Below are 22,936 nucleotides of genomic sequence, written 5' to 3'. Positions count from 1 at the left end.
ATTTTGTTGGACATGATCTGGCTCACAGATACTCGCGGCTTTTCCGCCAGGAGGTAAGGAAAGCTCGATGAGGGGCGGTCATCGAGGGTGCGCTTGTCGCTGTGCAGCGGTCCGAGTCTTTATAATCCGGCAATTCAGAGGAGCCCGTCATGCCCAATCTCACGCTTGCCGATCTGTCGGCGGAAATCGACGCCAACGCACGCCGCGCGCTCGCCGAAGATGTCGGCAGTGGTGACATTACTGCCCAGTTGATCCCTGCTGAGCGCCTGGCTCATGCCTCGGTGATAACCCGCGAGGATGCGGTGATCAGCGGAACCGCCTGGGTCGATGCCGTGTTCCGTCAGGTGGACCCGCGTGTCGCGGTCCACTGGCAGGTTGCCGACGGGGACAGGGTGGGGGCGGATAAGGTCCTTTTCCACCTCGAAGGGCCGGCACGGGCGCTGCTGACCGGCGAGCGTAGCGCGCTGAACTTTCTGCAGATGCTCTCTGGGGTGGCCAGCCGTTGCCGGCACTACGCCGACATGGTCGAGGGCACCGGCGTTCGCTTGCTGGATACGCGCAAGACCATTCCGGGGCTGCGCCTGGCGCAGAAGTACGCGGTTACCTGCGGCGGCTGCCACAACCACCGGATCGGCCTGTACGACGCCTTTCTGATCAAGGAAAACCACATTGCTGCCTGTGGCGGGATCGCCGAAGCGGTGGCCGCTGCGCATCGCATCGCGCCGGGCAAGCCGGTGGAGATCGAAGTGGAAAGCCTCGAAGAGCTCGAGCAGGCGCTGGATGCGGGCGCGGATATCGTCATGCTCGACGAGCTGACGCTCGATGACATGCGCACGGCTGTGGCGATCACGGCGGGCCGGGCCAAGCTCGAGGCATCGGGCGGCATCAGTGACGACACGTTGCGCAGTGTTGCGGAGACGGGCGTCGACTACATCTCGATCGGCGCGCTGACCAAGCATATACAGGCGGTGGACCTGTCGATGCGCTTGCGTCAGTAAGAGGGGGAGAGCCTGGCGCAGCGGCTGCGCCAGGCGATGGATCAGTGACGGCTCTTAAGGCCGAAGTTTTCGTGCAGAGTGCCAGGGGTATCGTCGCCTTTGGGGGCATAGTCCTTCGGCGGTTCGGTGAAGGCCGGTGAGGACAGCCGCTCGCGCGAACCATGGTTCTCCTCGTGCAGCGCGGCCATCAGGCGCTGGCGGGTCGGCTCGTCGAGGGCCAGGCGGTTGGCGCCGTCGGACAGGTGTTCCTGGATGTCCTGGTAGTTCTGGGTGAGCTTGCGCAGCAGGCTGGCAGTGGTGTTGAAGTGGGTGACCACTTCGCTCTGATAGGTGTCGAAGCGCTCTTGCAGGTCGTCGACCTGACGCTGTGTGCGGTTGGGTGCGCTGCTGCGCGCCACCAGATAACCGATGGCGATGCCGGCGATCAGGCCGACGATCGGGAGCAACCAGGTCGCGAGGGTCTGTTCCACGAGTCCTTCCTCTATATAAACGGCTGTGCTTACGTTAACGTCTCGTACCTGCTCTGTATACCGCAACGCGAGGCGGCGGTTATCGGCAGCTAGTTAGCAAGACGAGTCGACTCGTCCCAAGGTCACGGAGTTCCTGTTTTGTTGAAACGCGAAGAGCCCCTGTCTATCGACGGCCCCTGCGGGGTGCTGGAAGCGCTGTATTTCGATCAGCCGCAGGCCCGCGGCCTGGCGCTGATCTGCCATCCGAACCCGGTCAAGGGCGGCACCATGCTGAACAAGGTGGTCTCGACTCTGCAGCGCACCGCGCGGGATGCCGGCTATAGCACGCTGCGCTTCAATTACCGGGGCGTCGGCGGCAGTGCCGGCGCGCATGACATGGTCGAGGGTGAGGTGGATGATGCCGAGGCCGCGCTGCGCTGGCTGCGCCAGCAGAACCCCGAGCTGCCGCTGATGCTGCTGGGGTTCTCCTTCGGTGGGTTCGTTGCCGGCAATCTCGCCGGCCGATTGAACGCCGAGGGCGTGACGGTGCAGCGGTTGATGATGGTGGCTCCGGCGGTGTCGCGTCTTGCGGCGCTGTCGTTGGCTGAAGATTGCCAGCTGACGATCATCCAGCCGGAGCAGGACGAGGTGATCGATGCCGAGTCCGTGTATGCCTTTTCTGCGCAGCTGCAGCACCCCCACGAGCTGCTGAAAGTGGCAGAATGCGGCCACTTTTTTCACGGCAAGCTGGTGGAGCTGAAGGAACTGGTCGTCCCGCGGCTTTGATGCTGCGTGCCAATCCCCTCCGTCGCGCTGCAACGATTCGAGAATGACTGCATGACTACCCGCATCCTGACCGGTATCACCACTACCGGTACGCCGCATCTGGGCAACTACGCCGGAGCGATCCGCCCGGCCATCCTCGCCAGCCGCGACGCGGCCGCCGATTCGTTCTACTTCCTCGCGGACTACCATGCGCTGATCAAGTGCGACGATCCGCTACGCATCCAGCGCTCGCGTCTGGAAATCGCCGCGACCTGGCTGGCCTGCGGCCTTGATGCCGAGCGCGTGACCTTCTACCGCCAGTCGGATGTGCCTGAGATTCCCGAACTGACCTGGCTGCTGACCTGCGTCACCGCCAAGGGCCTGCTCAACCGCGCCCATGCCTACAAGGCGTCGGTGGACAAGAACGTGGAGAACGGCGAAGACCCGGATGCCGGAGTCACCATGGGCCTGTACAGCTATCCGGTGCTGATGGCGGCGGACATCCTGATGTTCAACGCGCACAAGGTGCCGGTGGGGCGCGACCAGATCCAGCATGTGGAAATGGCCCGTGACATTGCCCAGCGCTTCAATCATCTGTTCGGCAACGGCCGCGAGTTCTTCACCCTGCCCGAAGCGGTGATCGAGGAGAGCGTCGCCACGCTGCCCGGGCTCGATGGGCGCAAGATGTCCAAGAGTTACGACAACACCATCCCGCTGTTTGGCAGTGCCAAGGAGCTGAAGGCAGCGATCGCACGCATCGTCACCGACTCGCGCCTGCCGGGCGAACCGAAGGATCCGGACAACTCCCACCTGTTCACGCTTTACCAGGCCTTTGCCACCGCGCAGCAGCAGGCTGACTTCCGCCAGGAGCTGCTCGATGGCCTGGCCTGGGGCGATGCCAAGCAACGTCTGTTCGAGCTGCTCGACAACGAACTGGGCCAGGCGCGCGAGCTGTATCACCAGCTCATCGCCAAGCCGGCCGAGCTGGAAGACATTCTGCAGGCGGGAGCGGCCAAGGCACGCCGGATTGCCACACCATTCCTCGGCGAGTTGCGCGAGGCGGTGGGGCTGCGCAACTTCAGCAGCGAAGTGAAAAGCGCGGCGCCGACCAAGAAGAAGTCCAGCAAGACCGCTCGTTTTGCCAGCTTCCGCGAGGCCGATGGCGCCTTCCGTTTCCGCTTCTTCGCCGCCGACGGCGAGGAACTGCTGCTGTCCCGCCCGCTGAGCAATCCGAAGGCCATCGGCAGCCTGACCCAGCGCCTGATCGCCGGCGGGCCCGACGCCCTGGAACTTCGCGAGGACGAAGGCGATCAATTCACCCTGTGGCTGGACGACGAATGCATCGCCGACAGCCCGCACTACGAGAGCGCCGAAGCGCTCGACGCCGCCATGTTGCGGGTGCGCGAGGCGCTGGCCACGCTTGTCGAGTAACGCTGCTGGCAGGCCGGGCGCAGCCGATGGGTGCGCTCGGCGACGCGGTGATTTCCAAGTACGGCTGTCCCAGGAGGGCTGACGCTTGAACGACCTGAGTAAATTGCCAACCACCGAGGGCGCCGCTAAAGTGTCGGCCCCGTTTCACTACCCAGACTCCGCCATGACTCCTCTTGAGCGCTATCAGGCCGACCTGAAACGTCCTGACTTCTTCCACGATGCCGCCCAGGAAAACGCGGTGCGTCACCTGCAGCGTCTGTACGACGACCTGGTCGCCGACGATCGCAACAAGAGCGGCCTGCTCGGCAAGCTGTTCGGCAAGAAGCAGCAGGGCCCCATCAAGGGCATCTACTTCTGGGGCGGCGTCGGCCGCGGCAAGACCTACCTGGTGGATACCTTCTTCGACGCGCTGCCCTTCGAGCAGAAGATGCGCACGCACTTCCACCGCTTCATGAAACGCGTGCACGAGGAAATGAAGACCCTCAAGGGCGAGAAGAACCCGCTGACCATCATCGGCAAGCGCTTCGCCGACGAGGCCCGGGTGATCTGCTTCGACGAGTTCTTCGTCTCCGATATCACCGACGCGATGATCCTCGCCACGCTGCTCGACGAGCTGTTCAAGAACGGCGTGAGCCTGGTGGCGACGTCCAACATCGTGCCGGACGGCCTGTACAAGGACGGTCTGCAGCGCGCGCGCTTCCTGCCGGCGATCGACCTGCTGAAGAAGCACACCGAGATCGTCAACGTCGACAGCGGCATCGACTACCGCCTGCGTGCGCTGGAGCAGGCCGAGCTGTTCCACTTCCCCCTCGATGCCGAGGCCGAACAGAGCCTGGAACGCAGCTTCAAGAGCCTGCTGCCGGAGAACTGCCGGGTCGTGAACAACGACGCACTGATGATCGAAAACCGTGAAATCCGCGCGGTGAAGACCGGCAACGACGTGGCCTGGTTCGAGTTCCGCGAGCTCTGCGACGGACCGCGCAGCCAGAACGACTACATCGAGCTGGGCAAGATCTTCGGCGCCATCCTGCTGGCCAACGTCGAGCAGATGAACGTCGCCAAGGATGACATGGCGCGTCGCTTCATCAACCTGGTGGACGAGTTCTACGACCGCAACGTCAAGCTCATCATTTCCGCCGAAGTGGAACTGAAGGATCTCTACACCGGCGGCCGCCTGGAGTTCGAATTCCAGCGCACCCTGAGCCGGCTGCTGGAGATGCAGTCCCACGAGTATCTGGCGCGTCCGCACAAGCCCTGACCGTGAACCGGTCGCGAAGACCCGTTCTTCGCGGCCGGTGGCGCCCGCACGATTACTGCGCTGTTGTCGGAGCGGTCTCCCTGCCAGGCCGCGCGCTGCAGTCGGCTGCCCGCTTCAGCACGCCATGGCTGTTTCCCTGTTTGCCCTAGGATGCCGGCCGGTACTTCTGCCGATAGTGGTTCGGCGATAGCTCCGTGTGCTGGCGGAACAGCCGGGCGAAGAAGCTGGCATCGTCGTAGCCCACTTCATAGCTGATCGTCTTGATGCTCTTGCCGGTTGTGGCGAGCAGGCTCTTGGCCGTCTCGATGCGCAGGCGTTGCAGGTAATGCAGCGGCTTGTCGCCGGTGGCGGCCTGAAAGCGCCGCATGAAGTTGCGAATGCTCATGCCGTGCTGGCGGGCCACGTCTTCGAAGCGAAATTTCTCCGCGTAGTTGGTCTCCAGCCATTCCTGGATCTGCAGGATGCGGGTATCCAGATGCAGTTTCTGCCCGCCGAAGCCCAGCCGGCCGGGGCTGTAGCTACGCTGCAACTCGAACAGCACATCACGCGCCATGCCCTGCGCCACCTGCGCACCGCAGAAGCGTTCCACCAGATACATGTAGAGGTCGCAGGCCGATGTCGTGCCACCGGCGCAGTACAGGTTGTCGCTGTCGGTCAGATGCTTGTCGGCGCTGAACTGTACGTCCGGAAACCGCTCGACGAACTCGTTTGCGAAGCGCCAATGGGTGGTCGCTTCCCGGCCATCCAGCAGTCCCGCCTGAGCCATCCAGAACGCCCCTGTGGCTTCACCGCAGATAACTGCGCCGGCGGCGTGCCGTTCGCGTAACCAGGGCGCAACTTCGGGGTACCGTGCGCAGAGCGCGTCGAAGTCGCCCCAGAACGCCGGCAGAATGACCATGTCGGCAGCGTCCAGCGCGGCATCCACCGCGATGGAGGTTCCGCTGAACGTGCTCACCGCCTGGCCGCCGGGGCTGACCAGGCGAGTTTCGAACGCCGGCGTCAGATCCATCCCGAGCTGTCGGCCGTAGCGCAGGCTGGCCATGTGAAAGAAGTCCTTGGCCTGCATGAGCGTCGAGGCGAAAACCCCTTCGGTGGCCAGTATGCTGATGTGCTGTATCGAGGCGAGGTTGGGCATGAGCGTTCTAATTATTGTTGCGGCTGAACAAGGCGAAACTGCCGTCTTGCGGCTGGAGCGTCCTAGTTTTGTGCCGTGTTGTCCAGCCCTCGAAGAGTCGAGACGGCTGAACCCCGGGTTCGACAGCACGTCGAAACGCAGAAACCGATGGAGCCATGCATGAACGAATCCAGCCACTTTCCAGCGAATCCTTTTGGCGATTGGGACGGCAGCCCGGCCGCGGCGCGAGCGCTGCAACTGACGCTGGCCGCGCAGGTGCGGCTGCAGGACGATTTCCCAGCGCTGCGCCTGATCGCCGGGGTGGATGTCGGCTTCGAGGACGGCGGCAGCATCACCCGGGCGGCGGCGGTGCTGCTGGATGCCGAGACACTGGAGCTGGTCGGCAGCAGCCTGGCGCGAATCCCGACCAACATGCCCTATGTGCCCGGCCTGCTGTCGTTCCGCGAGTTGCCGGCGGTGCTGCAGGCGTTGGCTGAGCTGCCGGCGGTTCCCGACCTGATCTTCTCCGACGGGCACGGTATCGCCCATCCGCGGCGCCTGGGCATCGCTGCTCACCTGGGCGTGGTAACCGGGCTGCCGACCATCGGTGTAGCGAAGAAGCTGCTCACCGGTGAACACCACGAACTCGACCTGCAGCGCGGCGCCCGGGTAGCGCTGCGCGACAAGAAGACCGGCGAGGTGATTGGCTGTGTGCTGCGCAGCAAGGACAAGGTGCGCCCATTGATCGTCTCGCCGGGCAACCGGATCAGCATCGCCACGGCACCGGAGCTGGTCATGCGCTACGTGACCCGCTACCGCCTGCCGGAACCGACACGGCTGGCCGACCGCCTTGCCTCCCGTCGCGAAGAGAAAGCCGCGGCACGGCGCCTGGGCGGTACGGCCGGGTAACGAATGGTTTGTAACGGCGAATGCCGGTGACAGCGGCAGCGCTTGCAGCGCCTGTCTCGCAAGCGCTAGCCTGCGGACCTGCCGTCAGCATGGACCTTCACGATGCATCTGGATACCGCCACCGGCTGGTGCCATGGCGTCCACCATTGCCCGTCACCCAACTTCAACCAGCGGCCAGCCGGCGAGATTTCGCTGCTGGTGATCCACAACATCAGCCTGCCGCCAGGCCAGTTCGGTACCGGCAGGGTCCAAAAGTTCTTCCAGAACTGCCTACAGCGCGACGAACACCCCTTCTTCGAGGAAATCGCCGAACTGCAGGTCTCGGCACATTTTCTCATCGAGCGTGATGGCTCGATTACCCAGTTCGTCTCCTGTCTGGACCGGGCCTGGCATGCCGGGGTGGCCTGCTTCGACGGTCGCGAGGGCTGCAACGATTTCTCCATCGGCATCGAGCTGGAGGGGACCGACGACCAGCCGTTCAGCGAGGCGCAATACCAGGCGCTGATCGGATTGTGCCGGGCACTGCAAAGCGCGTTTCCAGCGATTACCCCCGAGCGGGTTTGCGGCCACAGCGACATCGCGCCGGGGCGCAAGACCGATCCCGGACCGGCCTTCGACTGGCAGCGCTTGCGTGCCGCCTCAATTACCTGCTGACGAAAGGAAACGGCGATGAGCTTTCTGGTGATTCTGCTCGTGCTGCTGGTGGAGAAATTCTCCGATTGGCGACCACGGCTGCAGTACGACCGCCCCTGGCTGGCGCGCCTGCGCCAGGCCGAGGCCAGCCCGCGCTTGCGCGGCGCTCCCTGGCTGGCGCTGGCCTTGCTGGTATTGATTCCCGTGCTGCTGCTTGGCCTGCTGTTGGTCGCACTGGAACCATTGGCCTACGGCTGGTTGAGCCTGCCACTGCACTTGCTGGTGCTGCTCTACAGCCTCGGCCGCGGCCATGCCAAGGCTGAACTCGGCGCGTTCCGCGATGCCTGGCGTCGTGGTGATGAGGAGGCCGCTGCGCTGGCGGCGGAGCGTGACGCCGGCCTGCAAGCGCAGGACCCGCCGAGCCTGTTATCGGCAGTACAAACCTGGCTGCTGTGGCGCAGCTACGAGGGTTTCTTTGCGGTGATCTTCTGGTACCTGCTGCTCGGGCCGATGGCGGCACTGGCCTATCGGCTGCTGGCGCTGTGCGCCGAGCACGCCGAACTCGAAGGGCTGCGCGAGCGGGCCGAGCAGCTGCGGCATGCCTTCGACTGGTTGCCGGTACGCGTATTGCTCGGCAGTTTCGCCCTGGTCGGCAACTTCGTTGCGGTCAACCGGGCGCTGCTGCATGAGCTGTTGAGCTGGGATGTGTCGGCCCGGCGCCTGCTGGCCGATGCCGGTCCGCTGGCCGCCGATCTGCCGCCTGCGACCGAGGGTGAGGCGGGCATCGCGCGGCTCGACGGGATCGCGGCGTTGCTGGTGCGCACACGCGTGTTCTGGTACGCGGTGATCGCGGTCTGGACGATCCTTGTCTGAGCCTTATCCGCCAGCGGCGGCGCTGATGGACCTCCATAACGCCGCTGTATGAGGTTTGCCTGTCGAATCGCTGGAACCCTTGAGCCAGACGCCTCGCCGGGTGCCTATCCAATACAGAACTGCTGGCCATGATTTGGCCATTACCTTAAGTTACAAAAGCCCCTACCGATATCCCGTATAACCCGGGCAGATGCCACTCTCTGACGAGCCCTGCTGCGCGTTGCAATTGCGTGCAAGCCAATACCAATAAAATTGGGAGACGTCGTGTGAATAGCCTGTTGTATCCCGCCATCGCGTTCATGAACCGCCTGAGCTTCGGCATGAAGTTCAGCCTGGTCAGCGTCTTGTTCTTCGTTCCCATGCTGCTGAGCAACTACTACCTGGTGCGCGATTCGTACCGAGCGTATGTCGGTACCCGCAACGAGTTGCAGAGTCTCGAGCTGCTCGGCTCGACACTGCAGGTGCGGCGCAGCATGGAGGATTGGAAAGACCTCGTGCACATCGAGTCGATCATCGGCCAGACCGGCAATGTCGAGGCGTTGCAGACGCGTCTGAACCGTGTCGAAAGCGAGCTGACGGCGCAGCTGCAGGCGCTGGCCCCTGTTGGCGATGCGCCCGAGCAAGTGGCCGAATTCAATGCCCGGCGCGACGAACTGGTGGCTGGTCTGCGGGCTGCCCAGGCCGAGCAATCGCTGCAGTCCAAGGCGGCCATGGCCGAGACGCTGCTGGGTCAGTCGCAGGTGATGATCAAGCTCGTCGCCGGTCAGTCCGGCCTCAGCCAGGATCTCGAGCGTGAGGTGCGTCAGCTGGCCGAGCTGCTGACCACGGTAACCCCGGCCATCAGCGCATCGCTCGGCGAAGGACGTGCGGTGGGCTCCTACACCTTCGGCCAGGGCTACCTGAACTCCGATGCCAGCAATACGCTGGACAACCTCGTGCTGGAACTGGAAAAGCAGCAGGCGCAGTACGCCGCACAGTTGCAGGACGCTCTCGGCGCGAGCCAGGCCGCGCGAGCCCGGCTCGACGCTTTCGCTACGGCCAGCCGCGAGTCCCTGCAGGCGAGCAGCGACATCCTGCAGGACGAGGTGATCATGGCCGACGCGCTGGACCAGCCATGGGAACAGTTCTACGAGCGCATCAGCGCCGAGATGGCCAAGACCTACGAGCTGAACGACGCCATCCTGACATTTCTCGATGTGGAACTCGCCGAACGGTTGGAACAGAAGCGCCTGCTGATGACGCTGCTGCTCTCGGCCCTGGCGGTGGTGTTGTGTCTGGTGGCCTACCTGTATGCCGGCTTCTACGCTTCGACGCGCGCCTCGTTGCACAGTCTCGGCAGGATCATGGACAAGGTCGCCGCCGGCGACATGACCGCGCGCTATCAGGTACAGAGCCGCGATGAGCTCGGCGAGCTGGGCCAGGTGTTCAACACTACAGTGGCGCAGATCCGTGAACTGATCGAGCGCGTCGGCCATACCGTTGCCGAGGTGGAGCGCCAGGCCGGGCGGGTGGAGAGCGTATCCGGCGAGAGCAACCAGACGGTATCCGAACAGCGTGGCCAGATCGAACAGGTGGCCACCGCGATGAACGAGATGTCGGCCACCGCCCAGGCGGTCGCCACCAGCGCCGAGGCCGCAGTCGGCAGCGCGCAGAGCGTTAACGAGGAAACCGTCAGCGGCCGTTCCCTGGTGGTCGCGCAGGTCGGCGGCATCCAGCGGTTGGCCAGTGAGATCGAACAATCGGTAGAGGTGATCAACCAGCTGGCTGGCGACAGCAAGGCGATCAGCCAGGTCCTTGACGTGATCAAGGCGATCGCCGAACAGACCAACCTGCTGGCCCTCAATGCCGCGATCGAAGCGGCGCGGGCCGGCGAGCAGGGCCGCGGGTTCGCCGTGGTCGCCGACGAGGTGCGTGGCCTGGCGCAACGCACGCAGAAGTCCACCGCAGAAATCGAGCAGATGATCTCGCGCCTGCAGAACGGCGTCGGTGCGGCGGTGAAGACCATGCATGCCAGTCATGCCCTGGCCGAGGAAACGGTCGGGCAGTCGGCACAGGTGGAGCAGGCGCTGGAGAATATCCTTGGCGCGGTGGGGCTGATCGTCGATCAGAACCAGCAGATCGCCGCGGCTGCCGAGCAGCAGACGGCGGTGGCGCATGACATCGATCGCAACATCGTCGCCATCAACGAGGCCGGGCAGCGAACCGCCGAAGGCGCCGGGCATACCGAGCAGGCGAGCCGCGAACTGAGCCAGCTGGTCGGCCAGCTGCAGCAGCTGATCGCCGCCTTCCGCGTCTGACGGGGCGGTTCAGCGCCAGCCGAACAGCTCGCAGCTGTTGCGATAGCTGGCCGCGGCCAGCGCTTCGGGGGCGATGCCCTTGAGGTCGGCCAGGCGTTGGCAGATTTCCGGCAGCAATTCCGGGCTGTTGCGCTCGCCGGCATGCCCGGCCGGCGGGATGTCCGGCGCATCGGTTTCCAGTACGATAGCCTCCAGCGGCAGCTGTCGCAGGACCCGATGCATCCGCTGTGCCTGTGGCCAGGTGCCGGCGCCGCCGAGGCCGAGTCTGAAGCCCAGCCGCAGATACTCCTGTGCCTCTTCCCAGCTGCCGCTGAACGCGTGCACGACGCCGGCACGTTCGAGCCTGTAGCGCTTGAGCGTGGCGATCATCGGCGCATGGGCACGACGCACGTGCAGCAACACCGGCAACGAGAACTCCGCGGCCAGCGCCAGCTGCGCTTCGAGCAGCTGCTGTTGGCGCTCGACGTCCGGATTGTCGATGTAGTAATCCAGGCCGATCTCACCGATGGCGCAGAGCTTCGGCTCGCCGCGCAAGCGCTCCAGCCAGTCGCGCAGCTGTTCGACATGGGCGTCCTGATGTTCGTCGAGGAACACCGGGTGCAGGCCCAGCGCCGCATATATCGATGGCTCCTCACCGGCCAGCTGCCAAACCCGTTGCCAGTTGGCGGCATGTACGCCGAGTACCACGATGCGCTCGACGCCGCCGGCCTGGCTGCGGGCGATCACCGCGGCGCGGTCCTCATCGAACGGATCGAAATCGAGATGGGTGTGGGTGTCGATCAGCTGCACGAGCAGACTCCGTACGGTCGGCGGTGAACGGGCGGCAATGCTACAGCCTCGTCAGCGGTTTTCCTCTTCGATCTGAACATCGCTGACGCCCAGTTCGCTCAGTCGGCTGGCTTCGCTGGGGTGCACCGGGTTCTCCCAGGGCGCATCGACCGCGGCGCGCGGCTCGCGGACATGGTGCAGGAGAATCTCCAGTTCGGCCTGTTCCAGGCTGGGCAGTTCGAACGAGCTCATCAGCAGCGAAGCGGGCTCGCCGTTGATGCGGTAGTGGATGCGGTAACGCTTCAGTTCGGTCATGGCAGGCTTCCTGCGGTCGGTACTGCAGTATCCGACCGCCGAAATCCGCTCAGGCTCCCGATTCGCCTTGCCCTTCGCGCTCGAGCAATGCCGCCTTGCGCGCCAGCCCCCAGCGGTAGCCGGTCAGCGCGTTCTGGCTACCAACCACGCGGTGACAGGGCACCAGCAGGCCGACCGGGTTGCTGGCGCAGGCGCGCGCCACCGCTCGGGCGTGGCTGCCGAGGCTTGCAGCCAGCTCGCCGTAGCGGCGTGTCTGGCCTGCTGGAATCTGCTGCAACGCCTGCCAGACGCGCTGCTGGAAGGCCGTGCCGCGCAGGTCGAGGGGCAGCTGGGCGGCGCGCTGCGGTTCCTCCAGCTGGCCGATGATCGCCTGCAACCAATTGCCCAGCCCGGCCTGATCGCGCTGCAGCGTGGCGGCGGCGAAGCGTGAGCGCAGCTCCTGTTCCAGCGCGGCCTCGTCATCGCCGAACAACAGCGCGCAGAGACCCTTGTCGCTGGCGGCGATCAGCAGCAGGCCGAGCGGGCAGGAGGCCATAGCGTAACGCAGGGTTTCGCCAGCGCCCTTTCGACGCCGCTGCGCCGGGCTCAGCGCCTGCGCCTCGGCATAGGGCCCACGGGTGCCGGAGTAGCCGACGGCAAGGGCGGCATCGAGTACCGAATCGGCTTTCGGCAGCTGGGCGTCGAGGCGTTCACGCCGGCGCGCGGCGGCCCAGGCATGCGGCGTCAGGCCGGTGCGCGCCTTGAACGCGCGTGACAGGTGCGCCGGTGACAGACCGATGCGTGCGGCCAGCTGCGGCAGCGTCAGCGGCGTTACGGCGTCATCGAGCAGGCGGCAGGCGGCGACGACCAGCGCGTCCAGCTGCTGGCTCGGACTCGGCCCCAGCGGCGAACAGCGTCGACACGGGCGAAAGCCGGCGACTCGCGCTGCTTCGCCATCGGCGTAGAACGCCACCCGTTCACGCGCCGGGCGCCGTGCCGGGCAGCTGGGGCGGCAGAAAATACCGGTCGAGCGCACGGCGAAAACGAAACGCCCATCGAAGGCGGCGTCGCGCTCGCACAGCGCCTGCCAGTAACGGTCTTCATCGAGCATGGCGGTGCTCCAAGAGATGATGGTCCGATTGTCGGCTTTGCGCGTGCTGTGCGCCAAGCCAAAGCGTGCTTTCAAACTCGATGGGAGGCATGGAAGCCGCTATGCGATTGCCGTAACCTGCAGCCCCGCCCCGCACTGAAGGACCTGCAAGCCGCTGATGAAAACGCCTAAACGACTCGAACCGCTGATCGAGGATGGCCTGATCGACGAGGTGCTGCGGCCGCTGATGAGCGGCAAGGAAGCAGCGGTGTATGTGGTGCGCTGTGGCGACGAGCTGCGCTGCGCCAAGGTCTACAAGGAAGCCAACAAGCGCAGCTTCAGGCAGGCCGTGAAATACCAGGAGGGGCGCAAGGTGCGCAGCAGTCGCGATGCGCGCGCCATGGCCAAGGGCTCCAAGCACGGGCGCAAGGAGAAGGAAGAGAACTGGCAGAACGCTGAGGTCGCGGCCCTGTTCCGCCTGGCCGACGCCGGCGTGCGGGTGCCCAAGCCCTACGATTTCCTCGACGGCGTGCTGCTGATGGAGATGATCGCCGGCGAGGATGGCGATGCCGCGCCGCGACTGAACGACGTCGACCTGCATCCGGACGATGCCCGCGAGTTCCATGCGTTCATGATCCATGAAGTGGTGAAGATGCTCTGCGCCGGGCTGGTGCATGGCGACCTGTCCGAGTTCAACGTGCTGCTCGACGAGCATGGCCCGGTGATCATCGATCTGCCGCAGGCGGTGGATGCAGCGGGCAACAACCATGCCTTCGAAATGCTCGAGCGGGACGTCGGCAACATGGCCGCCTATTTCGGCCGCTTCGCGCCGGAACTCAAGTTCACCCGTTACGCCAAGGAAATGTGGGCGCTATATGAGCAGGGCAAACTGACGCCCGAGACGGAGCTGACCGGGGAGTTCGCCGAGCCGGAGGATGCCGCGGATATCGATGCGGTGATGCGCGAGATCAAGGCGACGTTGGCCGAGCAGGCGCGGCGGGAGGCCATGCGGGGCGCGGACGATGCGCCGCAGGATGAACCGCCGGTGCCGCCGTGGATGAAGGGCTGATTGGCAGTCTCCGGCGAGGGCCGGAGACTGTGGGCTCTGTTTTACTCACCGCGTCGTTTGAGGCTCGCCCGTACCCAAAAAGGTATTCAGTGCGTCGCTGTCTCTGAAGACGAGTCCGCAGCATGTGCGGACTCAGCATGCCAGCCGCCTCCCAGCGCCACATACAACGCCACCTGCGCCGTCGCCAGCGCGGTCCGCCCTTCCAGTGCGCGCTGGCGGGCCTGTAGCGCACCGCGCTGGGCGTCCAGCACCTCGCTCAGGTTCGCCTCACCCAGCTCGTAGCTGCGCTGCGCCAGCCGATGCGCCCGTTCACGGTGCTCGCGGGTACGGCTGAGGGATGCGTGCCTGCGCTGCTGACCGGCCATCCTCGTCAGGCCCCGTTCGACTTCCTCCAGCGCGCGGGCCAGCGCCTGCTCGAAGGCGATGTAAGCCGTCTCGCCCTCGGCATCGGCCAGGTCGATGGCGGCGCCGCGGCGTGGATAGTCCAACAGCGGCAGGCCGAAGGTCGCGCCGACCCGGGCGAAGTTGGAGGCGCCGGATATCGCGTCTCCCAGAGCGAAGCCGGAGCGGCCCACCGCGGCCTGCACCGCCAGCTTGGGGAACAGGTCACGGCGCGCGGCCAGTGATTGCAGCTCGGCAGCGTCCAGCCGTGCGGCTTCGGCGATCAGGTCCGGGCGGCGGCGCAGCAGGTCGATGGGCTGGCCGGGAGCGATGCGCTGCTCCGCCAGCGGGACCGGCGCGCTGGCGGCGAGCCGCGTGGCGGTGCTGCCCGGCGGCTCGGCGAGCAGGGTATCCAGCGCCAGCTGCGCTTCGGCCAGGTGGATGTCCAGCTCGTCCAGATCGGCTTCCAGCGATGCGCGTTCGGCGGATGTGGCCTCCACGTCCAGCCGGGTCACTTCGCCGGCGTAGAACAGCAGCCCGGCGATACGCTCCAGCTCGCGCGCCACTTCGATGCCTTCGACCAGCAACGCGCGCTGGCCCTGCAACGCGCGCAGCTGCAGATAGCCCTGGGCGGTATTCGAGGCCACGGCCAAGCGCGCGGCGATCGTCTGTGCCTCGGCCGAGCGCAGCTGCTGGGCCGCACTGTCACGCCGCGCGCGGGTGGCGCCGAACAGGTCGAGTTCCCAGGTCGCCTGCAGCGCTAGCTCCCAGGTATCGAAGCTGATCACGTCGTCGTCGGGGATGAAATCGGCCAGCGGGCTGCCGGGTTCGGCGTCCTGGTCGTTCTCGATCCACTGGCGGCTGGCCGAGCCCGGCAGGTCGAAGCTCGGCAGCAGGCCGGCGCGCGACTGGCGCAGCTGCGCGCGGGCGCTGTCGACCCGCGCCATGGCCAGGCGAACATCGTGGTTCTGCTGCATGGCGCGGTGGACCAGCGCGGTGAGCTGCGGGTCGTCGAACTGGCGCCACCAGGCAGCCAATGTCTCGGCATCCGCCGCGTGGCTGCCGGCGGCACTGAACCAGGCCTCCGGCAGCTGAGGTTCGGCGTGCTGCGGTGCGCTGGAGCAGGCGCCCAGGGCCAGAACGAGCAGCAGTGGGACGGCCAGAGGCTTGGCGCTCATGCGGTTTCCTCCTGGCGCACTTTCATCAACAGCAGATACAGACAGGGCACGGCGAGCAGGGTCAGCAGGGTGGCGAAGCCCAGGCCGCCCATGATGGTCACTGCCATGTTGGCGAAGAACGGGTCGAACAGCAGCGGCACCATGCCCAGCACGGTGGTGCCGGCGGCCATCATCACCGGGCGCAGGCGCGACGCCGAGGCTTCGATGATGGCGGTCAGGCGTGGCACCTCGTCGTCGATCTGCCGGTCGATCTCGTCCACCAGCACCACGGCATTCTTGATCAGCATGCCGGTGAGACTGAGCAGGCCGAGCAGTGCCATGAAGCCGAACGCCTGGCCAGTGAGCAGTAGGCCGAAACTCACCCCGCAGATGGCCATGGGCACCACCGCCCAGATCATCAGCGGTTGGCGCACCCGGGCGAACAGCAGCACGGTGACCAGCACCATTGCCAGGTAGGGCACCGCCAGCGTGCTGGCCAGCGCCTGCTGGGCCTCGGAAGACTGTTCGTAGTCGCCGCCCCATTTCAGGCTGTAGTTGACCGGCAGTTCGATGCCCTCGATCAGCGGGCGTATGCGCTCGTGCGCTGCGTTGGTGTTCTCGCCGTCGCGTGGTTCGGCGCGGATGGAGATGGTGCGCTCGCGGTCGTAGCGCACGATGATGCTGTCCTCGCTGACCGGCTCGATGCCATCGGCGACCTGCGCCAGTGGCACGTAGCCGGTGCCGGCGGGGCTCCAGATCAGCCGTTGCAGCAGCTCGCCGCTATCGATGCGGTCCTCCGGCGCGGCGCGCAGCAATACCGGGATCAGCTCGTCGCGCTCGCGCAGCAGGCTGACCCGCTGGCCCTCGCTGCCGGCGGCCAGGGCACGCGCCACGGCCTGGCGGGTCAGGCCGGCATCGGCGAGGCGATCCAGTGCCAGTTGCGGGCGCAGCACCAGCACCTGCTGGCGCCAGTCATCGCGCACGTTGAACACCTTGCCTTCGGCCTGCAGCCGCTTGCGTCCCTCGGCGGAAATGGCCCGCAGCACCTCGATGTCCGGGCCGCTGATGCGCGCTTCCAGCTTGGCTTCGGCATTGGGGCCAAACATGAACTGCGCGGCCGAGACGTCGGCCGAGGGATAGCGTTGCGGTAGCTGCTGGTTGATCTGCCGCACCAGCCCGGCGATCAGCTCGGCATCTTCGGTGCGCACGAGAAAGTGCATCAGCGCCGAATTCGGCTGCTCCGGCATATAGGTCAGCATGAAGCGCGAGGCGCCGGCGCCGATGAAGCTGGACACCTCGCTGACGCCCTCCAGCTCCGCCAGATACGCCTCCACGTCAGAGGCGGTCTTTGCGGTGTCGCGAATGTGCGTGCCCTGCGGCAGGAACAGGTTGACGTAGAACAGCGGCGTGCTCGAAGGCGGGAAGAAACTCTGCGGCAGGCGAGTGAAGATCACCGCGCTGACCACCGTCAGCACGACCAGCACGCCGATGGTCAGCCAGGGCCGATGCAGCACGCCGCCGGCCAGTCGCCGGTAGCGGTTGTACCAGGGGCCGTCGTACGCCGCGTCGGGGTCTTCGTCGGTCTTGGCATTGCGCAGCAGGTAATGACCGAACAGCGGCACCAGCAGCAGCGCCAGCAGCCAGCTGAGCAGCAGCGACACGGCGATGACGAAAAACAGCGAGAAGAGGAATTCGCCGGTGGTGTCCTGGGACAGACCGATGCCGGCGAAGGCGAGGATGCCGATGATGGTGGCGCCGAGCAGCGGCCACTGCGTCTGTTGCAGCGTTTCCTGCGAGGCTTCGAGGATGCTCTTGCCCTGGCGCTGGCGTACCAGCATGCCGTCGCAGACCACCACCGCATTGTCGACCAGCATGCCCATGGCGATGATCAGCGCGCCGAGGGAAATCCGCTCCAGCTCAATGCCCGCCAGCCACATCACCAGCAGCGTGCCGAGCACGGTGAGAAACAGCACCGCGCCGATGATGACGCCGGCGCGCAGTCCCATGGCGATGCACAGCACGCCGACCACGATGGCCACCGAGAGGAACACGTTGAGCGCGAAGCTGTTGACCGACTCATCGACGATCCGGTGCTGCTCGTACAGCGGATGCAGTTCGGCGCCCAGTGGCATGCGGTGTTCGATGGCCTGCAACGCCGCCTCGACGCTGTGGCCGACCTCGACGATGTTCGCGCCCGAGACACCGCTGACACCCAGAGTCAGCGCCGCCTGGCCGTTGTGGCGGATGATCTGCCGCGGCCGCTCGGCGTAGTCGCGCGACAGCTTGGCGATGGCGCCCAGCTCGACCCGCTGCGGGCCCTGGCCGACCGGCAATGCGCGCAGCTCGTCGAGCGAATCGAAGGCGCCGCTCGGGCGCAGGCGCACGAAAAACTCGCCGGCATGCACGCCGCCGGCATCCACTGCGGCATCGGTGTCGGCCAGCGCCGCCGCGATCTCCTCGGGGGCGATGCCCATCGCGGCCAGCTGCGCCTGGTCGACTTCCACGAGGATGCGTTCTTCCTGCACGCCGGCGATCTCGACCTTGCCGACGCCGTCGGCGGCCACCAGCGCGCGGCGCAGATCCTTGGCCGTCTCGTGCAGCTCCTTGAGCGTCAGGCCGTCGCCGGTCAGCGCGTAGAAGATGCCGTAGACGTCGCCGAAATCATCGTTGACCTGCGGCGGTTCGATCCCCGGCGGCAGGTCGCCCTGGGCATCGTTGATCTTGTTGCGCAGCTCGTCCCAGATCTGCGGCAGCGCATCGCCGTCGTAGCGGTCCTGCATCTCCACGCGAATCTCGGCGATGCCCGGCATCGAGCGCGAGCGGATCTCCTTGATCTGCGACATCTGCTGGATCGCGCTCTCCAGCGGTTCGGTCACCTGTTGCTCGACCTCCAGCGCTGTGGCGCCGGGGTACTGCACGTTGACGATGGCCTGCTTGATGGTGAATTCCGGGTCTTCCAGGCGGCCGATCTCGAAGAAGGCGAGGGTGCCGCCGAGCAGGCAGATCAGTACCAGAATCCAGATGTTGACCGGCCGGGTGATGGCGTAGCGGGCGAAATCCATCGGCTCAGTTCCGCTCCTGCGCTTCGATCGGCTGGTCCTCGTGCAGCTTGCTGCCGCCAGCGACGATGATCGGCATCTGCGCCTGCAGGCCGTCACCGCGAATCAGTGCCTGATCGCCATCGACCCGCTCGAGCTGCACCGGCTGCCGCCGCGCGCGGCCATCGTCCGCCTGCCAGATGAAGTGCTGGCCGTCGCTGCCGGTCTGCAGCGCCGACAGCGGCAGGCGGAAGGCGTCGCGGGTCCTCTGCGGCTGCGGCGGACGTTCGATGCTGACGCGCATGGCCATGCCCGGCAGCAGGTTGTACTCCTCCGGCGGCTCGCCCTGCAGCACCAGGCGGTAGGTCCGCGCGCCTTCACGCGGTTGCGTGCTGTGTTCCTTGTAGCGCAGCGGCAGGCGTACATCGGCGATCACCAGCTCGCCTTCGGCCTGCAGACCGGGGCCGAGCGGAATGCTCAAGGCGGCGGTTTCCGGCAGGTCGACGCTGACCTCGATGTGACCGTTGTCCTGCATCTCGAAGACCGGCGTGCCCACCGCGACCACCATGTCCGGCTCGGCCAGACGGCGCGCCACCACGCCGTCGAACGGTGCATTCAGCGTGCTTTGATCGAGATCGCGCTGGGCGCTGTCGCGTGCCACCCGTGCCGCCACCGTGTTGGCTTGCAGCGCTTCGATGGCGGCCGGCGCGAGGATGCCTTCGGCGAGCAGGGTGCGTTTGCGCGCCAGATCCGCTTCCAGTTGACGCAGGCGCGCCTCGGCTTCGCGCAGCTGCAGGCGGTAGTCGGTGCGATCCAGCTGCGCCAGCGGCTGTCCTCGGATCACGCGGGTACCTTCGTCGACGAGGATGCGCTCGATACGCCCGGCCACCTCGAATGACAGCTGCGTGGACGTCACGCTCTGCACCACGCCGGAGAAGCGCAGCGCCTCGGCTTGCGGCTCGGCTGCCTGCAGCGGCTCGACCAGCGCCACCCGTGGTGGCTGGGGTGCTGGCTCGGCTTCCGAGGAACAGCCGCCGAGCAGTGGCAGTGCGCAGGCGAAGATCGTCAACCAGGCCAGGGTCACTGGAAATGCTCGTGTTGACGTCATCGGGGCTCCTGGCTGCTCGCGTTGCGGGCGCGCTGACGCCCGTTGGGACTGACAGTAGAGCCCTGCGTCGGCGCAGGAGTTCGGCGGCAAATTGTTGCCAACGGGGTGACCGGGTGGTCGATTTTCGCCAATGCTCTGCCACACTGACGCATGAGCGGCTGCGTCTTTGCAGCGCTTGACCGTCGTGAACTCAGCGGGGATGCTTGCCCGCTGTTGAAGGCGCATCACTCATGGGGAATACGCAATGCAAGGCCAGGCACCGGTAATCGACTATCTGAAGGAGCTGTTGCGCGGCGAACTGGCGGCGCGCGATCAGTATTTCCTGCATTCGCGGATGTATGCCGACTGGGGCTTCAGCAAGCTCTACGAGCGCATCAACCACGAGATGGAGGAGGAGACGCAGCACGCCGATGCCCTGCTCAAGCGCATCCTCTTTCTCGAAGGCACCCCGGACATGACGCCGGAACCGATCAACCCGGGGCACAGCGTGCCGGACATGCTGCGCAACGACCTGGCGCTGGAGTACAAGGTGCGCGCCGCGCTGGCCCAGGGCATCGCGCTGGCCGAACAGCACGGTGACTACCCGACCCGTGACATGCTGGCGCTGCAGCTGCACGACACCGAGGAAGACCACGCCTACTGGCTCGAGCAGCAGCTCGGCCTGATCGACCGCATCGGTCTGCAGAACTACCTGCAATCCCAGGCCAGCTGAGCCTTCCACCCCGCGAGGCAGGGCCTGCCTCGCGGGGCGCTTCGGCGTTCCGTCAGAGCCGGAAGCGGCTCACCATCGACTGCAACTGACCACCCAGACGGGCCAGCTCGGTGCTCGACGCCGCGGTTTCCTCGCTGGCGGCGGCGGTGTGTTCCGACACATCGCGCACGTTCACCACGCTGCGGCTGATCTCCTCGGCCACCGCGCTCTGCTCCTCGGCGGCCGCGGCGATCTGCTGGTTCATCGCCTGGATGTTCGACACGGTGCGGGTGATGCTGCCCAGCGACGCACCGGCACGGCGCGCCAGCTCGACGCCACTGTCGGTCAGGTCGCGGCTGGTATGCATGATCGCGGCGACCTGCTGGGTGCCGTTCTGTAGCGCGGCGACCAGCCCTTCGATTTCCTCGGTGGACTTCTGCGTGCGCTGCGCCAGGCCGCGCACCTCGTCGGCGACCACGGCGAAGCCGCGACCGGCCTCGCCGGCGCGGGCAGCCTCGATGGCGGCGTTGAGTGCCAGCAGGTTGGTCTGCTCGGCCACGGCGCGGATCACGTTCATCACACTGCCGATCTTGTCGCTTTCTTCCTGTAGCGCCGTCATCGCCTCGCTGGAGCGCACCACGGCGCTGGCCATGCGTTCGATCTGCGTGACCACCTCGGTGACCACGCGATCGCCTTCGCGGGCTTCGCCATCCGCTTCGGTGGCGGCCAGCGCGGCCTGCTCGGCATTGCGCGCCACCTCCTGAACGGTGGCCGACATCTCGTGCATGGCGGTAGCGACCTGGTCGGTTTCTTCCTTCTGGCTGTTCACGCCGGCGCTGGTCTGCTGGGTGACCGCCGAAAGCTCCTCGGCGGCAGCGCTGATCTGGCTGACGCCATCGCGGATGCCGCCGATCAGTTCGCGCAGGGTCGCGCCCATCTGCTGGATGCCGCGCTGCAGCACGCCCAGCTCGTCGCGGCGCTGAATCTGTGCGGTGGCGCTGAGGTCGCCGGAGGCGATGCGCTCGACGTCGGCCAGGGTGGCACGCAGCGGCAGGATGATCTGCCGGGTGATCAGCCAGGCGGCCAGTATGCCCAGCACCAGCGCCAGCAAGGCGCTGACGATCAGGCGTGTACGCGCGGCGGCGCTTTCCACGGCGAGCAGGTCGAGCTGAAGCTGGTAGAGCGAGTCGCTGATGCGGACGATTTCCTTCTGCTGATCGGTCATCTCCTGGCGCGCCTTGGCGATTGCCAGGGTGGCCTTCTCCAGCGATTCGATGGCGTCGCGGTACTCGCCGAGCACGGCACGGATCTGCTGCAGCGTCGCCGCGTGGTCGGCATCGAGCGCGGCGGCATGGCGATCCAGCGTGGCCTGGGCAGCATCCAGTTGTGCGTAGACGGCCTTGGCCGCCTCGGCACCGGGAGTCGCCATGTAGACGCGCAGCAGGTATTGGGCGCGCTGCACGTCATCTTCGATGCGGGTGATAGCCTGGTATTGCGCGAAGCGCCCTTCGTCATACTCCGCCAGCTGCAGCACCTGGCGGGTTACCCCAGCGTTCAGCTCAGCCAGGCGCGCGGCGGCGCCGTCGATGGTGGTGCGCGCGGCGTTGGCCTGGGCGTAGCCCTTGCGCATGTCGTCCAGCGAGTTCTGGTACTGGGCGTTGTAGCCGGCCTGTTCCTTCAGCTGGGCGACGTCGTCCGGGTGCTCGAAGGTCTCCAGCAGCTTGGTCTGCTGGGAGAGGTAGATGCCCAGGTTGTTGTCCAGCCGCTTGGTGGACTCGTTGTCGCCACTGGCCAGCATGAATTGCAGGCGGGCGATGCGCAGGTCGGTGAGGGTCTTGTTCAGCTGGGATATTTCGGTCATCAGTCCGCTGCGCTGGATGACGCTGTCCAGGCTGCCCCAGCCGTTCCAGGCGAGGACGATGGTGAGTATCAGGACGGTGGCGAAGCCCAGCGTGAGCTTCCTGCTGACCCCGATGTTTGCAAACCAGTTGTTCATGGCACTCCAAGCGAAAGCGAAGTAGTCGGTCCGAGTCGACGCCGCAGGGCGAGGCTCGTATACCGCAGCGCTTTCGGCCGGATGCATACGAACTTGAATGTAAAGCGAGGAACGGTCGTAGCGCCGGATGAACGCTTCCCAACGCCGAACCAGACCTGTCCGATCGGTCAGGTCTTGTTGCGCGTGAGCGGTGACGGCGCCTGCTCAGGGCGGACGCAGCAGCCGCTCTCGATGCCCTGCAGAATCGGGCAGTCCGGGCGATCATCGCCCTGGCAGTGGTCGACCAGCTCCTGCAGCGTGTCGCGCAGGCCGACCAGTTCGGCGATCTTGCGGTTCAGCTCGTCGATATGCGCGCCGGCCAGGGCCTTCACGTCGGCACTGGCGCGCTGGCGGTCCTGCCACAGCGCCAACAGCTTGCCGACCTCTTCCAGCGAGAAGCCCAGGTCACGGGCGCGGCGGATGAACGCCAGCTGGTGCAGGTCGCGCTCGTTGTAATGTCGGTAGCCATTGGCGCCGCGCCCGGCGGGCGTGAGCAGGCCGATGGATTCGTAGTAGCGGATCATCTTCGCCGTGAGGCCGCTGTGCTTGGCGGCCTGACCGATGTTCATGGCGTGCTC

Annotated in this window: 20 protein-coding genes; 10 read left to right on the top strand and 10 right to left on the bottom strand. The window is 66.1% G+C overall.

The features are described from left to right. Nucleotides 1-149 precede the first annotated feature (149 nt). Nucleotides 150-998 carry a carboxylating nicotinate-nucleotide diphosphorylase gene (gene nadC / locus NAO55_RS08590; RefSeq protein ID WP_102838680.1) on the top strand — a complete coding sequence of 283 codons (849 nt, stop codon included), beginning with the start codon at nucleotides 150-152 and terminating at the stop codon, nucleotides 996-998. A 41-nt stretch (nucleotides 999-1,039) separates the two neighbouring features. On the opposite strand, the gene NAO55_RS08585 is transcribed toward nadC, so the two are convergent. Beyond that, a complete protein-coding gene (locus tag NAO55_RS08585) occupies nucleotides 1,040-1,468 on the bottom strand; it encodes a Z-ring associated ZapG family protein (protein WP_063541913.1) in 429 nt (142 codons plus the stop codon). A gap of 138 nt (nucleotides 1,469-1,606) precedes the next feature. Here NAO55_RS08585 and NAO55_RS08580 point away from each other — a divergent pair, with 138 nt between their 5' ends. From NAO55_RS08580 to zapE, 3 genes are all read left to right on the top strand, one after another. After that, complete coding sequence (locus NAO55_RS08580) at nucleotides 1,607-2,233, top strand: alpha/beta hydrolase (protein ID WP_043942266.1); 627 nt, start codon at nucleotides 1,607-1,609, stop codon at nucleotides 2,231-2,233. A gap of 51 nt (nucleotides 2,234-2,284) precedes the next feature. After that, complete coding sequence (locus NAO55_RS08575) at nucleotides 2,285-3,643, top strand: tryptophan--tRNA ligase (RefSeq protein WP_013984065.1); 1,359 nt, start codon at nucleotides 2,285-2,287, stop codon at nucleotides 3,641-3,643. 163 nt (nucleotides 3,644-3,806) lie between these two features. Further along, a complete protein-coding gene (gene zapE, locus NAO55_RS08570; protein WP_063541919.1) occupies nucleotides 3,807-4,901 on the top strand; it encodes a cell division protein ZapE in 1,095 nt (364 codons plus the stop codon). Nucleotides 4,902-5,046: 145 nt separating this feature from the next. Here zapE and NAO55_RS08565 read toward each other — a convergent pair whose 3' ends face one another. Further along, nucleotides 5,047-6,036, bottom strand: a complete 990-nt coding sequence (locus NAO55_RS08565) for a GlxA family transcriptional regulator (RefSeq protein ID WP_102838679.1) — start codon at nucleotides 6,034-6,036, stop codon at nucleotides 5,047-5,049. Nucleotides 6,037-6,195: 159 nt separating this feature from the next. On the opposite strand from NAO55_RS08565, the gene nfi reads away from it, so the two are divergent. The 4 genes from nfi to NAO55_RS08545 all read left to right on the top strand — a co-directional run bounded on the left by nfi (nucleotide 6,196) and on the right by NAO55_RS08545 (nucleotide 10,727). Further along, a complete protein-coding gene (nfi, locus tag NAO55_RS08560) occupies nucleotides 6,196-6,924 on the top strand; it encodes a deoxyribonuclease V (protein WP_102838678.1) in 729 nt (242 codons plus the stop codon). A 102-nt stretch (nucleotides 6,925-7,026) separates the two neighbouring features. Further along, nucleotides 7,027-7,578, top strand: a complete 552-nt coding sequence (ampD, locus tag NAO55_RS08555; protein ID WP_102838677.1) for a 1,6-anhydro-N-acetylmuramyl-L-alanine amidase AmpD — start codon at nucleotides 7,027-7,029, stop codon at nucleotides 7,576-7,578. Between the two features lie 15 nt (nucleotides 7,579-7,593). Further along, a complete protein-coding gene (gene ampE / locus NAO55_RS08550; RefSeq protein WP_102838676.1) occupies nucleotides 7,594-8,430 on the top strand; it encodes a regulatory signaling modulator protein AmpE in 837 nt (278 codons plus the stop codon). A gap of 266 nt (nucleotides 8,431-8,696) precedes the next feature. Then, a complete protein-coding gene (locus NAO55_RS08545; protein WP_102838675.1) occupies nucleotides 8,697-10,727 on the top strand; it encodes a methyl-accepting chemotaxis protein in 2,031 nt (676 codons plus the stop codon). A gap of 9 nt (nucleotides 10,728-10,736) precedes the next feature. On the opposite strand, the gene NAO55_RS08540 is transcribed toward NAO55_RS08545, so the two are convergent. From NAO55_RS08540 to ada, 3 genes are read right to left on the bottom strand one after another with little or no spacing between them, the layout of a single operon-like run. Further along, entirely contained in the window at nucleotides 10,737-11,516 is a 780-nt protein-coding gene (locus NAO55_RS08540; protein WP_102838674.1) for a TatD family hydrolase, read from the bottom strand. A gap of 51 nt (nucleotides 11,517-11,567) precedes the next feature. Then, nucleotides 11,568-11,810, bottom strand: coding sequence for a hypothetical protein (locus NAO55_RS08535; RefSeq protein ID WP_102838673.1), 243 nt, complete (start codon nucleotides 11,808-11,810; stop codon nucleotides 11,568-11,570). Nucleotides 11,811-11,859: 49 nt separating this feature from the next. After that, on the bottom strand, nucleotides 11,860-12,900 hold the full coding sequence (gene ada, locus NAO55_RS08530) for a bifunctional DNA-binding transcriptional regulator/O6-methylguanine-DNA methyltransferase Ada (RefSeq protein WP_102838672.1): 1,041 nt from the start codon (nucleotides 12,898-12,900) through the stop codon (nucleotides 11,860-11,862). A gap of 157 nt (nucleotides 12,901-13,057) precedes the next feature. Here ada and NAO55_RS08525 point away from each other — a divergent pair, with 157 nt between their 5' ends. Next, the gene (locus tag NAO55_RS08525; RefSeq protein ID WP_102838671.1) at nucleotides 13,058-13,948 is read left to right on the top strand and encodes a PA4780 family RIO1-like protein kinase; all 891 of its coding nucleotides are present in this window, start codon (nucleotides 13,058-13,060) and stop codon (nucleotides 13,946-13,948) included. An 86-nt stretch (nucleotides 13,949-14,034) separates the two neighbouring features. Here the strand turns inward: NAO55_RS08525 and NAO55_RS08520 are convergent, their stop codons facing one another. The 3 genes from NAO55_RS08520 to NAO55_RS08510 are packed head-to-tail and all read right to left on the bottom strand — an operon-like array spanning nucleotide 14,035 to nucleotide 19,632. Next, entirely contained in the window at nucleotides 14,035-15,507 is a 1,473-nt protein-coding gene (locus NAO55_RS08520; RefSeq protein WP_102838670.1) for an efflux transporter outer membrane subunit, read from the bottom strand. Next, nucleotides 15,504-18,548, bottom strand: coding sequence for an efflux RND transporter permease subunit (locus NAO55_RS08515; protein WP_102838669.1), 3,045 nt, complete (start codon nucleotides 18,546-18,548; stop codon nucleotides 15,504-15,506). Before NAO55_RS08515 ends, NAO55_RS08520 begins: the two co-directional genes overlap by 4 nt. A 4-nt stretch (nucleotides 18,549-18,552) precedes the next feature. Then, the gene (locus NAO55_RS08510) at nucleotides 18,553-19,632 is read right to left on the bottom strand and encodes an efflux RND transporter periplasmic adaptor subunit (protein ID WP_102838668.1); all 1,080 of its coding nucleotides are present in this window, start codon (nucleotides 19,630-19,632) and stop codon (nucleotides 18,553-18,555) included. Between the two features lie 244 nt (nucleotides 19,633-19,876). Here NAO55_RS08510 and bfr point away from each other — a divergent pair, with 244 nt between their 5' ends. Then, the gene (gene bfr / locus NAO55_RS08505) at nucleotides 19,877-20,344 is read left to right on the top strand and encodes a bacterioferritin (RefSeq protein ID WP_063541945.1); all 468 of its coding nucleotides are present in this window, start codon (nucleotides 19,877-19,879) and stop codon (nucleotides 20,342-20,344) included. 52 nt (nucleotides 20,345-20,396) lie between these two features. On the opposite strand, the gene NAO55_RS08500 is transcribed toward bfr, so the two are convergent. Further along, complete coding sequence (locus tag NAO55_RS08500) at nucleotides 20,397-22,319, bottom strand: methyl-accepting chemotaxis protein (protein WP_102838667.1); 1,923 nt, start codon at nucleotides 22,317-22,319, stop codon at nucleotides 20,397-20,399. Nucleotides 22,320-22,486: 167 nt separating this feature from the next. Continuing rightward, a complete protein-coding gene (gene cueR / locus NAO55_RS08495) occupies nucleotides 22,487-22,927 on the bottom strand; it encodes a Cu(I)-responsive transcriptional regulator (RefSeq protein WP_102838666.1) in 441 nt (146 codons plus the stop codon). Nucleotides 22,928-22,936: the final 9 nt, after the last annotated feature.

The sequence above is a fragment of the Stutzerimonas frequens genome (genome assembly GCF_024448335.1).
In the GTDB taxonomy this organism is placed as follows: Bacteria; Pseudomonadota; Gammaproteobacteria; order Pseudomonadales; family Pseudomonadaceae; genus Stutzerimonas; species Stutzerimonas frequens.
This window is presented reverse-complemented; position numbering and strand designations above follow the sequence as displayed.

What these genes read in the sequence shown, in the direction of transcription:
- NAO55_RS08510 (WP_102838668.1), bottom strand. Translation starts at nt 19,632, where the DNA reads ATGACGTCAACACGAGCATTTCCAGTGACCCTGGCCTGGTTGACGATC.
- ampD (WP_102838677.1), top strand. Translation starts at nt 7,027, where the DNA reads ATGCATCTGGATACCGCCACCGGCTGGTGCCATGGCGTCCACCATTGC.
- zapE (WP_063541919.1), top strand. Translation starts at nt 3,807, where the DNA reads ATGACTCCTCTTGAGCGCTATCAGGCCGACCTGAAACGTCCTGACTTC.
- cueR (WP_102838666.1), bottom strand. Translation starts at nt 22,927, where the DNA reads ATGAACATCGGTCAGGCCGCCAAGCACAGCGGCCTCACGGCGAAGATG.
- NAO55_RS08515 (WP_102838669.1), bottom strand. Translation starts at nt 18,548, where the DNA reads ATGGATTTCGCCCGCTACGCCATCACCCGGCCGGTCAACATCTGGATT.
- NAO55_RS08520 (WP_102838670.1), bottom strand. Translation starts at nt 15,507, where the DNA reads ATGAGCGCCAAGCCTCTGGCCGTCCCACTGCTGCTCGTTCTGGCCCTG.
- bfr (WP_063541945.1), top strand. Translation starts at nt 19,877, where the DNA reads ATGCAAGGCCAGGCACCGGTAATCGACTATCTGAAGGAGCTGTTGCGC.
- NAO55_RS08575 (WP_013984065.1), top strand. Translation starts at nt 2,285, where the DNA reads ATGACTACCCGCATCCTGACCGGTATCACCACTACCGGTACGCCGCAT.
- nfi (WP_102838678.1), top strand. Translation starts at nt 6,196, where the DNA reads ATGAACGAATCCAGCCACTTTCCAGCGAATCCTTTTGGCGATTGGGAC.
- NAO55_RS08535 (WP_102838673.1), bottom strand. Translation starts at nt 11,810, where the DNA reads ATGACCGAACTGAAGCGTTACCGCATCCACTACCGCATCAACGGCGAG.
- NAO55_RS08525 (WP_102838671.1), top strand. Translation starts at nt 13,058, where the DNA reads ATGAAAACGCCTAAACGACTCGAACCGCTGATCGAGGATGGCCTGATC.
- ampE (WP_102838676.1), top strand. Translation starts at nt 7,594, where the DNA reads ATGAGCTTTCTGGTGATTCTGCTCGTGCTGCTGGTGGAGAAATTCTCC.
- NAO55_RS08565 (WP_102838679.1), bottom strand. Translation starts at nt 6,036, where the DNA reads ATGCCCAACCTCGCCTCGATACAGCACATCAGCATACTGGCCACCGAA.
- ada (WP_102838672.1), bottom strand. Translation starts at nt 12,900, where the DNA reads ATGCTCGATGAAGACCGTTACTGGCAGGCGCTGTGCGAGCGCGACGCC.
- nadC (WP_102838680.1), top strand. Translation starts at nt 150, where the DNA reads ATGCCCAATCTCACGCTTGCCGATCTGTCGGCGGAAATCGACGCCAAC.
- NAO55_RS08500 (WP_102838667.1), bottom strand. Translation starts at nt 22,319, where the DNA reads ATGAACAACTGGTTTGCAAACATCGGGGTCAGCAGGAAGCTCACGCTG.